At 76.7% G+C, this 14,794-nt stretch carries 7 protein-coding genes and 1 pseudogene; all 8 read left to right on the top strand.

From position 1 onward, the window contains the following. The first annotated feature begins 249 nt into the window (after window positions 1–249). The 8 genes and pseudogenes from NEH16_RS06800 to NEH16_RS06835 all read left to right on the top strand — a co-directional run bounded on the left by NEH16_RS06800 (window position 250) and on the right by NEH16_RS06835 (window position 14,793). The gene (locus NEH16_RS06800) at window positions 250–1,605 is read left to right on the top strand and encodes an MFS transporter (RefSeq protein ID WP_073967615.1); all 1,356 of its coding nucleotides are present in this window, start codon (window positions 250–252) and stop codon (window positions 1,603–1,605) included. Continuing rightward, on the top strand, window positions 1,589–5,152 hold the full coding sequence (locus tag NEH16_RS06805) for an amino acid adenylation domain-containing protein (RefSeq protein ID WP_265540106.1): 3,564 nt from the start codon (window positions 1,589–1,591) through the stop codon (window positions 5,150–5,152). The genes NEH16_RS06800 and NEH16_RS06805 overlap by 17 nt, the downstream gene beginning before the upstream one ends. Beyond that, window positions 5,103–6,158 carry a MupA/Atu3671 family FMN-dependent luciferase-like monooxygenase gene (locus NEH16_RS06810; RefSeq protein WP_073967613.1) on the top strand — a complete coding sequence of 352 codons (1,056 nt, stop codon included), beginning with the start codon at window positions 5,103–5,105 and terminating at the stop codon, window positions 6,156–6,158. Before NEH16_RS06805 ends, NEH16_RS06810 begins: the two co-directional genes overlap by 50 nt. Then, complete coding sequence (locus NEH16_RS06815) at window positions 6,155–8,851, top strand: condensation domain-containing protein (protein WP_343299510.1); 2,697 nt, start codon at window positions 6,155–6,157, stop codon at window positions 8,849–8,851. The genes NEH16_RS06810 and NEH16_RS06815 overlap by 4 nt, the downstream gene beginning before the upstream one ends. 17 nt (window positions 8,852–8,868) lie before the next feature. Continuing rightward, a pseudogene (locus tag NEH16_RS33640) lies at window positions 8,869–9,048 on the top strand (AMP-binding enzyme); the annotation flags it as partial. Between the two features lie 191 nt (window positions 9,049–9,239). After that, window positions 9,240–10,919, top strand: coding sequence for a condensation domain-containing protein (locus NEH16_RS06825; protein ID WP_265540109.1), 1,680 nt, complete (start codon window positions 9,240–9,242; stop codon window positions 10,917–10,919). Then, on the top strand, window positions 10,916–12,469 hold the full coding sequence (locus NEH16_RS06830) for a condensation domain-containing protein (protein ID WP_265540111.1): 1,554 nt from the start codon (window positions 10,916–10,918) through the stop codon (window positions 12,467–12,469). The genes NEH16_RS06825 and NEH16_RS06830 overlap by 4 nt, the downstream gene beginning before the upstream one ends. Then, window positions 12,448–14,793, top strand: a complete 2,346-nt coding sequence (locus NEH16_RS06835; protein WP_265540112.1) for an amino acid adenylation domain-containing protein — start codon at window positions 12,448–12,450, stop codon at window positions 14,791–14,793. The genes NEH16_RS06830 and NEH16_RS06835 overlap by 22 nt, the downstream gene beginning before the upstream one ends. Window position 14,794 lies beyond the last annotated feature (1 nt).

Below are 14,794 nucleotides of genomic sequence, written 5' to 3' on the forward strand. Positions count from 1 at the left end.
GTGTGTGCGGACAAACGACACCGGGACCTTGACCCGGCCGCCTTCCGATCGGGTCCCGTTCCGTTCCCGTTTTATTCCCGTTCAGGTGATCCCGGCGGGAACGCGACGGTATCCGCTCCCCCATGCTGACGGCCCATGAGAGAGCGGGTCCGGGCCATCTGCCCCGGTTCCCTCGACCGCACGCGACCGTCCTGGGGCAGTGCAGTGACAGCAACTCCAACCGTCTCGGGGCCCGGCCGGTTCGCCGGCATGGGCCCACTCCTACTGGTCTGGTCGGGCCAGACCGTCTCGCTGGTCGGCAGCGCGGCGGTCCGGTTCGCCTTCGTCGTCAGCGTCTGGTCCTCCGGGGAGAAGGCGAGCGCCGTCACCGCGCTCTCGCTGTGCGCGCTGCTCCCCCAGGCCCTGCTCAGCCCGGTCGCCGGCGCGATCGTCGACCGGATGCGCAAACGGACCGCGCTCCAACTGGCGGACGCCGGGGGCCTGCTGGTGGTGGGCTGCCTGGCGCTGCTGCACTATCTCGACGCCCTGCATCCCTGGCACGTCTACGTGGCCACCGCGCTGCTCGGCGCCGCCTCCGCCTTCCAGTTCCCGGCGCTGTCCTCGGCCGTACCGCTGCTCGTCCGCAAGGACCAGCTCGGGCGCGCCAACGGCCTGCTGGGCAGCGCGAAGAGCGCCGCGAGCATCGGCGGACCGGCCCTGGGCGGGCTGATGCTGACCGTCTTCGGGATAGGCCCGACCCTGCTCCTCGACCTGGTCAGCTACGCCGTCGCGCTGATCGGCGTACGCGTGGTGCGGCTGACCGGCGACCGGCCCGCGCCGCCGCCCACCGGGCCGCGCCGCCGGATCACCGCGGAGTCCGGCGAGGGCCTGCGCTACCTCTTCCGCACCCCGGGACTCCGGGACCTCATCGTGAACTTCTGCGTGGTCAACCTGGTGATGGTCTTCGGATTCGCGCTGATCCAGCCGATGGTGCTGCTGCGCGCCGACAGCGCCGCGCTGGCCACCGTCAACACCGCGATCGGGATCGGCGGGGTGGCGGGCGGGCTGCTGATGGCCGCCTGGGGAGGCCCGCGCGACCGGGGGCGCGGCATGATGCTCGGCGTCGTCGGGATGTGCCTGTCCGCTCTGATCGGCATGGCCTTCGCGGACTCCACGGCGGGCTGGTCGGTTGCCGTCCTGATCGGCGCCCTGCTGATGACGATCGTCAACTCCCAGATGAACGCGATCGTGCAGACCAAGGTCCCGCAGGAGTGGCAGGGGCGGGTCTTCGGCGCGGTGATGTTCCTCGGCTACATCTCCGTGCCGCTGGCCACCGCCCTGGCCGGTCCGCTCGCCGACTCCGTCTTCGAACCGGCGGCCGCCGGGGGCTCGGGCCTGTTCACCGTCCTGGGCCCGCTGTTCGGCGACGCTCCCGGCAGCGGAATGGCCGGCATGTTCTTCCTGGCCGGTCTCGCCGGCATCGGGGTCTCCCTGTGGGGGCTGGCCAGCCGCAACATCCGCGAGATCGACACGGTGATGCCCGACGCCGACGCCGCCCCCGCGGAGGAACACGCCGGTGACCGGACCGAGCGCCACGAGGAGGTCCGCGATGAAGTGCGTCCATGAGCACGTCGAGGAACAGGCCCTCGCCCGCCCCGGAGCACTCGCCCTGGTGGCCGGGGCCGAGCGGCTGACGTACGCCGGACTCGACCGGCGCGCGGCCGAGTTCGCGGCCCTGCTCGTGGCGCGCGGGGTGCGTCCTGGCGACACCGTCGGCGTCCGGCTGGAGCGGTCGGCCGCCCTGGTCGCCGCCGTCCTCGGCGTCCTCAAGGCCGGCGCCGCCTATGTCGTCCTGGACCCCGCCTTCCCGGCGGCGCGGCTCTCCGCGATGGCGGCGGACGCGGGTGTCACCGCCGTGGTCGGGCCGCGCGGCACACCGCTCGACGGCGTCGTCGGGCGGCCGGTCCACCCCGAGGACGCCGCCGACCTGGCCCCACTGCCGCACGGCGCGGTGCCGGTGGACCCGGCCGCCCCCGCCTGCGTGATGTTCACGTCCGGTTCCACCGGTCGCCCCAAGGGGGCCGCCGCGCCGCACCACGCGATCACGGCGACCCTCACCGGCCAGGACTTCGCGTCCTTCGGCCCCGGGGCGGTCTGGCTCCAGTGCGCGCCGCTGTCCTGGGACGCGTTCGCCCTGGAGCTGTGGGGTCCGCTCGTCAACGGCGGGACCTGTGTGCTGCACCCGCCCGGCCGGCCCGAGCCGCTGGAGATGTCCCGGCTGGTGGCCGCGCACGGCGTCACCTCGATGTACCTGTCGTCGTCGCTGTTCAACGTGGTGGTGGACGAGTACCCGGACCTCCTCGACGGACCGGCCGAACTGATCGTCGGCGGCGAGGCGCTGTCGCCCCCGCACGTCGCCCGCGCCCTGGCCCGCAGGCCCGGCCTGCGGCTGAGCAACGGCTACGGCCCCGTCGAGTGCATGGTGTTCCTCACCACCCACCGGGTCACCGGCGCGGACCTGGCGTCCGGCGGGCCCCTCCCGATAGGCCGCCCGCTCGCCGGCAAACGCCTGTACGTCCTCGACGAGGATCTCCGCCCGGTCCCCGACGGGGCCACCGGCGAGCTGTACGCGACCGGCGCGGGCCTCGCCCGCGAGTACACCGGCCGGCCCGCGCTGACCGCCGAGCGCTTCGTGGCCGGCCCCGGCGGCGGACGCCTGTACCGCACCGGCGACCTGGTGCGTCGCCGCGCCGACGGTGTGCTGGAGCACCTGGGCCGGGCCGACAGCCAGGTCAAGATACGCGGCTTCCGCGTGGAGCCCGGCGAGATCGAGGCCGTGCTCGCCGGGCACCCGGACGTGGACCGGGCCGCGGTCGCCGTCCACCCCCACCCGGCGGGCGACCGGCAGCTCACCGCGTACGTCGTCCCGCGAACCGCCCCCGCACCCCTCGCCGCGGCCCTGCGCGCGTACGCCGCCGCCCTGCTGCCCGAGCACCTGGTGCCGGCCGCCTTCGTCGCCCTGGACGCGCTGCCGCTGACGCCCAGCGGCAAACTGGACCGCGCCGCGCTCCCGGCCCCCGGCACCGCCGCGTCCCCGGACGCCACGAGGGCGGACGGCACCGCCGACCCGACCACGGCCGCCCTGTGCGCGCTGTTCTCCGAGGTCCTCGGGGTGCCGGCCGGTGCCGACGACGACTTCTTCGCACGCGGCGGCAACTCACTGCTCGCCGCGCGCCTCACCGGGCGCATCCGCTCCGCGCTGGGCGTCGAGATCGACATCCGGACGCTCTTCGAGGCGCCGACCCCGGCCCGGCTCGCACCCCTCGCCGACCGCGCTCCGGCCGCGGTGCGGCGGCCCGCGCCGGCCACCCCGGCCGGCCCCCTGCCCGTCTCCGACGCCCAGCAGCGGCTGTGGTTCCTCGACCGGACCGGAGCGGGCGCCGCCTACAACCTGCCGATGCTGGTCCGGCTGCGCGGGCCCGTCGACCCGGACGCGCTCGCCGGAGCGCTCGCCGACGTGGCCGGCCGCCACGAGGTGCTGCGCACCCTGTTCGGCGAGAGCGACGGCGTCCCCGTGCGGCGCGTACGGACCGGGAACCGGGCCCGGCCGCCCTTCGCGCACGAGGTGGTAGCGGAGGCCGAACTGACCGCGCGCGTCGAGCTGGCCGCCCGGCACCGCTTCGACCTGGCCGCCGAACTCCCCTTCCGGGCGGTGCTGTTCACCCTCCGGGAGCGGCCCGGCGAACACGCGCTGCTGGTCCTGGTGCACCACATCGCCGGCGACGGCTGGTCCCTGCGCCCGCTGTTCCGCGACCTCTCGCGTGCCTACGCCGCCCGCACCGGGGGCCGGGCCGCCGCGCTGCCCCGGCTGACCGTCCCGTACGCCGAGCACGCCCGCCGCCGGGTGGCGGGGCTCGGCCGGCCCACCGACCCCGCTTCCCCGGCCGCCCGCCAGCTCGCCTACTGGAAGGAGCGGTTGACCGGGCTCGACGCCGACGGTCCGCTGCTGCCGCGCCGACCGGGTGCTCCCGCGGCGCCCGGCCCGGACGCCGGGGTCGTCGTACGGCGGCTGGACGCCGCGGCGCACGCCCGGATCGAGGAGGCCGCGCGGGCCCGGGGCGCCACCCTGTTCATGGCCCTGCACACCGCCCTGCTCACCGCGCTGCTGGCGGCCGGAACCGGACCGGACACGGCCATCGGCGCGCCGGTGGCCGCGCGGGCCGCGGACACCGACGTCGAGGACGTCGTCGGCTTCTTCGTCAACCTGCTGGTGCTGCGCGTCGACGCCTCCGGCGACCCCGGACCGGCCGGGCTGCTGGCCCGGGTCCGGGACGCCGACCTCGGCGCCCTCGCCCACCAGGACGTGCCGTTCGAGCAGGTGGTCGGCGCCCTCAACCCGGCCCGCAGGCCCGGCCGGCAGCCGTTCACCGAGGTGGTGCTGGCGCTTCAGAACAACGCCCGCGCCGAGGTCGCCCTGCCCGGCGCCGAGGGGGGCGTGGAGTTGGTGCGCACCGGGTCCGCCCGCTTCGACCTGCTTGTCGACGTCTCGGAGGACACCGGCACCGACGGCACCCCCGGCGGCCTCACCCTCACCTTCGAGTACCGGACCGGAGCGCTGGAGGAGCCGTTCGTCAGCTGGCTCGCCGACACCCTGCCGCGCGCCCTGGCCGCCCTGTCCGACGCGCCGGACACCCCGCTGTCCGCGCTCGGCCTGCCCGAGCCGCCGCGCCGCGCGGACGACCGCGACCGGCTGCCGGCCGCCGTCCGCCCCGCACCGGCCGCGGCCGGAAGCCCCGCGGAGGAGACCATCGGGGCCGTGTGGCGCGAGGTCCTGGGCGTGGCCCAGGTCGGCCGCGACGACGACTTCTTCGCGCTGGGCGGCAATTCGCTGCGCGCCGTCCGCGTCGCCGCCCGGCTCAGCACCCCCGGCCGTCCGGTGACCGCCGCGCAGCTCTTCGCCACGCCCACCGTGGCCACGCTCTCCGCGGAACTCGAGTCGGCCGCCGGGCAGGCGCGTCCGGCGGCGGCCCCGATCCCCCGCGCGCCGCGCATCCCGCGCGGCGTCGCCCCCACCCCCAGCCGGCCGCGGTCCGACGCGGCAGCCGTAACCAGGAGGACAGGCAGTGGACCTCAGTGTGATGTTCTTCGGTGCGGACAGCACCGCGACCGGTGAGGTGCGGCACGAACGCACGTACGAGGACATCCTCACCGTCGCCCGCACCGCCGACCGGCTCGGCTTCCACGCCCTGTGGACGCCCGAGCGCCATTTCCAGCAGGTCGGGCAGGTCTTCCCGAGCCCGCCGGTGCTGAGCGCCGCGCTCGCCGTGGCCACCGACCGCATCCGGATCCGGGCCGGCAGCGTCGTCCTGCCGCTCCACCACCCGCTAAAGGTCGCGGAGGACTGGGCGGTCGTCGACAACCTCTCGCACGGCCGGGCCGGGCTCTCCGTCGCGACCGGCTGGCACTCCGCGGACTTCACCCTCGCGCCCGGCCAGTACGAGGACCGCCGCGCCCGCACCCTGGAGAACATCCCCCTGCTCCGCTCCCTGTGGGCGGGCGAGGGTGCCGAGTTCCCGGACGGCACCGGCACCCCGGTGCGTGTGCTGCCCCAGCCCCGGCCGGTGCAGGAGACGCTGCCGCTGTGGGTGACCACCTCCGGCAACCCCGCGACCTGGGAGGCGGCCGGACGGCTGCGCTGCGGCGTGCTGGGCGCGACCGTCGGCCAGAGCCGGGAGGAGCTGGCCGACCGCATCGCCCGCTACCGCGCCGCCTGCGCCGCCGCCCCCGACCAGCGCGGCACCGACGCGCACGGCCGGGTGACGCTGATGGCGCACACCTACGTCGGCGCCGATGACGCCGAGGTGCGCCGGCTGGCCGCCGCGCCTCTGAAGGCGTACCTCACCTCCTACCTGCGCCAGACCTCCGCCAACCGCGCCGCCGACGCGGACACCGCCGCGCTCACCGAGGAGAAGACCGCGCTGCTCGCGGAGTTCGCCTTCGAGCGCTACCTGAACTGGGGCAGCCTGCTGGGCTCGCCCGGCCACTGCGCCAAGATGCTGGCCGACCTGGCCGACCTGGGCGTGGACGAGGTCGCCTGCTTCATCGACTTCGGCCTCGGCACCGACTCCGTACTCTCCGGCCTCGAACGGCTGGCCGAACTGAAGGCGAGCCTGTCATGACCGCCCCCGTCGTCCCCGGAGCGCGGCCGGCCGCCTCCCTCGCCGACCGCTTCAGTGCCCTCGGGCGCGAACAGCGCGTCGAACTGCTGCGCCGGCTCGTGGCCGCCGGGCGGGTGCGGGACGTGCCCGCCGTGGTCCCGCCCCGCGACCCCGGCCGTCCGGTCCGGCTCAGCCCCGCCCAGCAGGACCTGTGGGCGTACGAGGCGCTGTATCCCGGCACCCCCGCGCTCAACCTGTGCAGTGCCTACCACTTCACCGGGCCCGTCGACCCCGCGCACGTCGAGGCGGCGTTCACCCGCCTCCAGGAGCACCACGACATCCTGCGCACCCGGGTCACCCAGGCCCCGGACGGCACGCTGCACGTCGACTTCCCCGGGGCCGGTCCCTTCGAGCTGGAACACGACGACCTGCGCGGCACCGGCACCTCCGTGCACCGGGCGTTCGACGCCTTCCGGCGGCGCCCGTTCGAGCTGGACGGCGGACGGCTGGTGCGGGCCCGGCTCGTACGGGTCGACGACCGGCGCACCACGCTGATGCTGAGCGTCCACCACGTAATCGCCGACTGGTGGTCCTTCGACGTACTCCAGAACGAGTTCGCGGAGGCGTACCTGGCGTTCCGCGACGGCACCCCGCACCGCGTCGGCCGGCCGGCCGTGCAGTACGCCGACTTCTCCGCCTGGCAGGACGATCTGGAGGAGGCCGGCGTCTTCGGGGAGCGGCTCGCGTTCTGGCGCCGCTACCTGGCCGACCTGCCCGCCCCGCTCGTCCCCGTCGGCCACGGCACCGCCGCCGGTGCGCCCCGCGGGGACCGCGACGGCATCGTGCACATCGGCTTCGACCTCGACGCGCGCGACGCCGCCGCGGTCCGCGCGCTCGCCCGCCGCTCGGGCACCACCGTGTACGGGGTGCTGATGGCGGCGTTCGCGGTCCTCGCCCACCGGGTCACCGGCGCCGAGGACATGGTGCTCGGCACACCGGTCGCGAACCGGTCCGCGAAGGGCCTGGACCGGGTCGTCGGGTACGTCATGAACGCCGTGCCCACCCGGTGGCGGGTGCGTCCCGACAGTTCCTTCACCGACCTCCTGGCGGGGTTCGCCGCCGACTTCCCGGAGCTGGTGGCCAACGCGGACCTGCCCGTGGGCCGGATCGTCGCGGCCACCGCGCCGGAGCGCAGCCTCGGCCGGTCCCCGCTGTTCCAGTGGGTGTTCATGCACCTCACGCAGCAGCCCAGCGTGTCGGTCGTCCGCGAGTTCGCCGAACCCGAGCGCATCCACACCGGCGGCGAGCACGATCTCGTCGGCGTGGTGAAGGACGACGGCGACGCGATGATCGGCAGCTTCGAGGTACGCGCCGACACCTTCGCGCCGGAGGCGGTGGCCCGCTGGGCCGAGTGCTACGTGCGGCTGGTGCGGGAGGTCGCCGCCGACCCGGCTCGGCGCGTCGGTGACATCGACATCGTGCCGCCGGAGCTGCGCGAACGGCTGCTCGGCCTGGCGTCGGGCGGGGAAGCGGGCACCGAACCGCTGGCGCTGCCCGCGCTGGTGGCGCGCCGAGCGGCCGAGACCCCCGACGCCCCCGCACTCGACCTCGGCGGCCAGGTGCTCTCGTACGCCGGTCTGGCCGGCCGCGTCGACCTGCTGGCCGGGGAACTGGCCCGGCACGGGGCCGGACCGGGCCGGGTCGTGGCACTCCTGCGGGGACGGGGCACGGACTGGCCGGTGACGGCACTGGCCGTGCAGCGCACGGGGGCGGCCTGCCTTCCCCTGGACCCGGACCACCCGGCGGAACGCCTGCGCCGGACGCTGGCGGACGTGGCCCCGGTCCTGCTCGTCGCGGACGAGGCGCCCGGTACGGCGGTCTCCGGTCCCGTTCCCGTGCTCGTGCCGGGCGACGGCTCCGGCTCCGGTCCCGCGTTCGACGGGCCGCAGCCCCCGCCGTCCGCGCCCGCGTACCTGATTCACACCTCCGGGTCGACCGGCGTACCGAAGGGCGTCGTCGTACCGCACACCGGGCTGTCCGCGCTCGCCGCCTCGCTGGTGGAGGGGCTCGGCCTGGGCCCCGGGGACCGGGTGCTCCAGCTCGGGCCGCCCACCTTCGACATCTCGGTCGCCGACCTCTGCATGGCCTTCGGCGCCGGCGCCACCCTGGTGCTCCCGCCGCCCGGCCCGCTGGTCGGCGAGGACCTCGGGCGCGAACTGCTCGTGCGGCGGGTGACCGCCCTCATGACGACGCCGTCCGTGCTGGCGACCGTCCCGGCCGGCGACTACCCGCGGCTGCGGTCCGTGGCCGTCGGCGCCGAGGAGTGCCCCCAGGAGCTGGTGGAGCGCTGGGCGGTGGACGGCCGCCGCATGGTCAACGTCTACGGGCCCACCGAGGCCACCGTCGCCGTCACCCTGTCCCCGCCGCTGGCCGCCGGCGACCGCACCGGTCCGCCGCTGGGCCGTCCGCTGCGCGGCGCCGGTGTGCGGCTGCTCGACGAACGGCTGCGCCCGGTCCCCCGGGCACCCGGGGCGAGCTGTACGTCACGGGTCCGCTGGCCGACGGCTACCTGCACCGGCCCGGCCTCACCGCGGAACGCTTCACCGCCGACCCCTACGGCCCGCACGGCGCCCGGATGTACCGCACCGGCGATGTCGCCCGGCAGGACGACGACGGCACCCTGCGCTTCCTGGGGCGCGACGACGACCAGGTGAAGCTGCGCGGCCTGCGGATGGAACCGGCCGAGATCGCCGCCGCCCTCGCCGAACACCCCGGCGTGGCCCGTGCGCTGGTGGTGGTACGGGAGGGCGCGGCCGGCCGGCCGCAGCTCGTCGGATACGTGGTGCCGGCCGCCGGGCCGGCCCCGGACCCGGACGCCGTTCTGGCCGACGCGGCCCTGCGGCTGCCCGCCGCGATGGTCCCGGCCGACGTGCTGGTCCTCGACGCGTTCCCGCTGACGGCGAACGGCAAGGTCGACCGGGCCGCGCTGCCCGCCCCCGGCCGAGCGGCCCCGCCGGGGCGCCGGGGGCGGCCCGCCCGGCCGCTTCCACCGCGGAGCAGATCCTGTGCGCGCTGTACGCGGAGATCCTCGGGACCGGTGACGTGGACCCGGACGCGGACTTCTTCCGGCTCGGCGGCGACAGCATCATGGCGATCCAGCTCGCGGCCCGGGCCGGTGCGGCGGGCCTCCTGCTCGCGCCCCGGGACGTCTTCACCGGCCGCACCCCGGCCCGGCTGGCCCTGACGGCCCGCCCGGTGGGCCCGGAGGCGGCCGCCGGTCCGGACACGGCGGAGGGCGGGCTGCCGCTGACCCCGATCATGCGCTGGTGGCGCGAACAGGACGGCAGGTCCACCGCGTTCGTCCAGGCGATGGCGTTCCCGGTGCCCGCCGGCACCGCGCCCGGGCGGGTCGGCGCCGCCGTCACCGCGCTCGTCGACCGGCACGCGGCCCTGCGGACCCGGCTGGTCCGGCCGGGCGACGGGTCCGGCGACTGGACGCTGGAGCCGGCCCCGGCGGGCACCGTCACCGAGCGGATACCGGTGCCCGCCGGCGCCGACCCGCTGGACCCGGCCCGGGCGGCCGCGCTCCGCGCCGAACTCGACCCGGAGCGCGGCGAGATGCTGCGCGCGTCGTGGTACGACGCCGGTCCGGACCGGCCCGGGGTGCTGCTGCTCCTGGTCCACCACCTCGTCGTGGACGGGGTCTCGTGGCGGGTGCTGGGCGAGGACCTGGCGTACGCGCTGGAGCACGGCACGGCGCCCACGACCGGCCGGGGCACCTCGTTCGCCCACTGGGCCCGGTCGCTGCCCGTGGAGGCGGACGGTATGGCCGGTGAACTCGACTGGTGGCGGGACCGGTTGACGGGCTCGGAGGAGGACCGGCTGCTTCCGGCCGACGACCGCTCCCCCGGCGCGTCCGGCCGGCGGCGGGGCACGGTGACCGCCGAACTCGACGCCACGCTGACCCGGGCCGCCCTCATCGAGCTGCCCGCCGCGTTCCACTGCGGTGCCGACGCCGTGCTGCTGACCGCCCTGGTCCGCGCGGCCGTCCGCCGGCGCGGCGAGGGCGGCGGGCTCCTGCTCCATCTGGAGGGGCACGGCCGCGAGCCGCTGTCCGTACCGGTCGACGTCTCGCGCACCGTGGGCTGGTTCGTCACCCAGTACCCGGTCCGCATCGGCCTCGGCGCCGACACCGGCGCCGCCGCGCTGAAGCGGGTCAAGGAACAGCTGCGGGCCGTTCCGTCGGCGGGACTCGGCTGGGGCCTGCTGCGCCATATGCACCCCACCGCCGGTCCGGCGCTCGCCGCGCTGCCGGTGCCCGACGTCCGCTTCGCCTACTTGGGCCGCTTCGCCGGGGACGACGCGGCCGGCGGCCGGCTGCTCGACACCGGGCCGGACGCGGTGCCCGTGGCGCACGCCCTGGAGATCGACGTCCTGGCGCGGGGCACGGAGGAGGCTCCGCGCCTGGAGGCCACGTTCTCGTACGCGGAGGGCGTGCTCACCGCCGACGAGGTCGCGGAGCTGGCCGGTCTGTGGTCCGCCGAGCTGGCCGCCCTGGTCGCGGACGCCGCGGACGCCCCCGCCGCGGGCCACACCCCGTCCGACTTCCCGCTGGTCGACCTGGACACCGGGCAGCTGGACGCGCTGGTGGGGGACCTGGACTTCCAGGACGGATTCGCGGAGGACTTCGCGGACGACTTCGGGGACGGGTTCGCGGACGACTTCGCCGAGATCGTCGACGACGGCCCCGGCCACGGGCGCGGCGGGGAGGCCGGACGATGAACGCGCAGGTGCAGGACGTCCTGCCGCTGTCCCCGGCCCAGGAGGGCCTTCTCTTCCACACCCTGCGGGACACCGCCGGGCCGGACCCCTATCTGGTCCAGGCCCGCTTCCGGATCGGCCCCGGTGTCGATCCGGGGCGGGTGCGGGCGGCGCTGACCGCGCTGCTGGACCGCCACCCCAACCTGCGCGCCTGCTTCCGCCACGCGAACCTGAAGCAGCCCGTGCAGGTCGTCCCGCGCGCCGTGCGGGTGCCGTGGCGGGAGGCGGACCTGACCGGCCTCCCGGCGGCGGAGGCGGACACCCGCACCGACCGGCTGCTGCGGGCGGACGCGGCCCGCCGCTTCGACCCGGCCAGGCCACCGCTGCTGCGGGCGACGCTCGTCCGCCGCGGCGACGGCTCCGAACTGGTCCTGACCTTCCACCACCTGCTGCTCGACGGCTGGTCGATGCCGGTGGTCGAGGCGGACCTGGCCGCCCTGACGGCGGGCCGCCCGCTGCCCCCGGCCGCCCCCTACCGGGACTATCTGGCCTGGCTGTCCAGGCAGGACGCCGACAAGGCGCGTGCGGCGTGGGCCGAGGCGCTGGCGGACCTGAGCCCGCCCGCCCTCCTCGCCGGCCCGGCCGCCGCCCCCGAGGACGGCGGCGCCCTCGACCGCGCCCGGGTCCTGCTGACCGCCGACGCCACCGCCGCCCTGGCGCGCCGCGCCCGGGAGGCCGGGGTCACCCTCAACACCGTGGTCCAGGCGGCCTGGGCGCTGGTGGTCGCCCGCACCACCGGTTCCCGTGACGTGGTCTTCGGGGCGGTCGTCTCCGGCCGTCCGCACGACCTGCCCGGCGTCGAGAGCATGGTGGGGCTGTTCGTCAACACCCTGCCGGTACGGGTGCGGCTGCGCGACGGCGAGTCGGTGGACGACCTGCTGGTCCGGCTCCAGGACGAGCAGTCCCGGCTCGCCGCGCACCAGCACGCGCGCCTGGCCGACGTCCAACGCGCTTCCGGGACGCGCGAGTTGTTCGATTCCGTGCTGGCGTTCGAGAACTTCCCGCAGCGCGCCGAGGGCGACCCGGGCCCCGGCGAGCCGGCCCTGCACGAGGTCGCGGACGCCACGCACTACCCGGTGACGCTGGCGGTCGGGGCCGGCGAGCGGCTGCTGCTGTCGGTCGGCTGCCGTCGGGGCCTGTCCGCCGCGGACTTCGCCGCCCGGACGTCGCGGGCGCTGGAACTCCTCGCGGACGGGGGCGACCGTGCGGCGGACACGCTGGACGTGCTGCCGCCCGCCGAGCACCGGCGGCTGACCGCGCTGGCGGCCGGGCCGCGGCGGCCGGGGGCCGGACCGGCCACCATTACCGGGCGGTTCGCGGAACAGGCGGGCCGCACCCCGGACGCCCCGGCCGTCGAGTCGGCCTCCGGCGTCCTGACCTACGCAGCGCTGGACGCCGCCTCCGACGCGCTGGCCTCCCGGCTGGTCCACGCGGGGCGGCGCCCGGCGACACCGTCGCGCTGCTGCTGCCCCGCTCGGCGGACGTCGTCGTGGCCCAGCTCGGCGTCCTGAAGGCGGGGGCCCGCTGGCTCCCTCTGGACCCGGCCCACCCGCCGGCCCGGCTGGCCGCGTCCGTCCGGGAGTCGGGCGCCCGCCTGGCCCTGACGACGGTGCCCGAGCCCACGGCCCTGCCCGCCAGGCTGACGGCGATCCCCGTCCACTCCCCCGCCGCCCCGCCCAATGGCCCCCTCCCTGCGCCGCACCCCGGCTCGGGCGCCTGCGTGCTGTACACCTCCGGGTCCACCGGCACGCCCAAGGGGGTGCTCGTGCCGCACCGGGCCGTCGTGGAGCTGGCCGCCGACGAGCGGTTCCGGGGCGCCGCCCACCGCCGGGTGCTCGCGCACGCCCCGTACACCTTCGACTCGTCCACGTACGAGGTGTGGGTGCCGCTGCTGAACGGCGGGACGGTCGTCGTAGCGCCGCCCGGCCCGGTCACACCCGAGGTGCTGCGCGAGGTGATCGCCCGCCAGGAGGTCACCGCGCTGTTCCTCACCCCCGAACTCCTGCGCACCCTGGCCGAGATCGCACCCGACGCGCTCGACGGGGTCGCCGAGGTGTGGGCCGGGGGCGACGTGCTGGACCCCGCCACCGTGGCCCGTCTGCGCGTCCACTGCCCCGGCACCGCCGTCGTCAACGGCTACGGGCCCACCGAGACCACCGTCTTCGCCACCGCGCACACCGCGGACGGCGCCCCGGGCCCGGTCCCCGTCGGACGTCCGCTGGACAACACCCGCGCCCACGTCCTGGACGCCCTGCTGCGTCAGGTCCCGGCGGGCGGGACCGGCGAGCTGTACATCGCCGGGACCGGCCTCGCGGACGGCTACCTCGCGCGGCCCGGGCAGACCGCCGAGCGGTTCGTCGCCGACCCGTACGGGCCGCCCGGCTCCCGGATGTACCGCACCGGCGACCTGGTCCGGCGGCGCCCCGACGGCCTGCTGGACTTCCGGGGCCGGGCCGACGACCAGCTGAAGATACGGGGCGTGCGCATCGAGCCCGCCGAGGTCGAGGCGGTCCTCGCCCGCTGCCCGGGCGTGCGGCGGGCGGTGGTCGCCGCACGCCCGGACGCCTCGGGCGGCAAGCGCCTCGCCGCCTGGCTGGCTCCCGGACCCGGCTCGTCCGCTGATTCCGCTTCGGGTCGACTCCTGGCCCGTGCACGGGAGTACGCCGCCCGGGAGCTGCCCGGGCACCTCGTGCCCGCCGTGTGGGCGGAGATCGCGGAGATCCCCCTCACCCCGCACGGCAAGACGGACCGGGCCGCGCTGCCCGAGCCCGCCGGTGTCTTCACCGCGCCTCGCGACGGAGTGCACCCCGGCCCGGAACGCGCCCCGGGCACCGAGCGTGAGCGCCTGCTGCGCGAGCGGTTCGCCGAGGTGCTGGGGGTGTCCGAGGTGGGCCCGGACACCGACTTCTTCGCGGCGGGCGGCCACTCGCTCACCGCGCTGCGCCTCGCGTCCCTGGCCGGGGTGCCGCTGGCCGCCCTGTTCGCGGCCCCGACCCCGGCCCGCCTGGCCGCGGCCGTCGCGCCGCCCGCCGAGCCCCTGGCCGATCTGACGCCGCTCCTCACCCTGCGCGGCGGCGGTGACCGCACGCCCCTGTTCTGCGTCCACCCGGCGCTGGGCCTCGGCTGGTCGTTCGCCGCGCTCCTGCCCCACCTGCACCCGGACCGGCCGGTGCACGCCCTTCAGCCTTCCGCGCTGACCTCGCCCGACGCCGCCCGTCCGGACAGCGTCGCCGAGCTGGCCGAGGAGTACACCGCGCGCATCCGGGCCCTGGTGCCGCACGGCCCGTACGCCCTGGCCGGCCGCTCCTTCGGCGGCACCGTCGCCCACGAGATCGCCGTGCGGCTGCGCGCGCAGGGGCAGCGGGTGCGGGTGCTGGCCGTGCTGGACGCCGTACCGCAGCCGCCCGGCACCCCCCGCGTCGCAGACGACGTGGCCGAGCGGGAATCACTGCGCATCCTGCTCCACAGCCACGCCCCCGGTGTGCCCGGGCCCGCCGGGAGCCTGGACCGCGCGGCGGTGTTCGCCGCGGTCCGCGCCGCCGACGGACCGCTGGCGGCGATGGACGACCGGGTCCTGCACGCGCTGGCCGACACCGGCGTCCATCACATCCATCTGGCGCGCGCCTGGCGCCCGTCCCGCTACGACGGACAGGTCACGCTCTTCTCCGCGACCCGGGCGGCGCACGCCGGCACCGCCGAGAAGGCGGCGGCCTGGCGGCCCGTGGCCGCCGCCCTCGACGTACACGAACTCGACTGCGCGCACAGCGAAGTCCTCCAGCCGGACCAGGCGGCACGGATCGCCGCGGTCCTCGAAACCACCCTCCGTGGGGAGTGAG

The organism is Streptomyces drozdowiczii, assembly GCF_026167665.1.
Lineage (GTDB): Bacteria > Actinomycetota > Actinomycetes > Streptomycetales > Streptomycetaceae > Streptomyces > Streptomyces drozdowiczii_A.

Excerpts from the sequence above, each read along its gene's own strand:
- NEH16_RS06800 (WP_073967615.1), top strand. The coding sequence starts at position 250 with ATGGGCCCACTCCTACTGGTCTGGTCGGGCCAGACCGTCTCGCTGGTC.
- NEH16_RS06805 (WP_265540106.1), top strand. The coding sequence starts at position 1,589 with ATGAAGTGCGTCCATGAGCACGTCGAGGAACAGGCCCTCGCCCGCCCC.
- NEH16_RS06815 (WP_343299510.1), top strand. The coding sequence starts at position 6,155 with ATGACCGCCCCCGTCGTCCCCGGAGCGCGGCCGGCCGCCTCCCTCGCC.
- NEH16_RS06830 (WP_265540111.1), top strand. The coding sequence starts at position 10,916 with ATGAACGCGCAGGTGCAGGACGTCCTGCCGCTGTCCCCGGCCCAGGAG.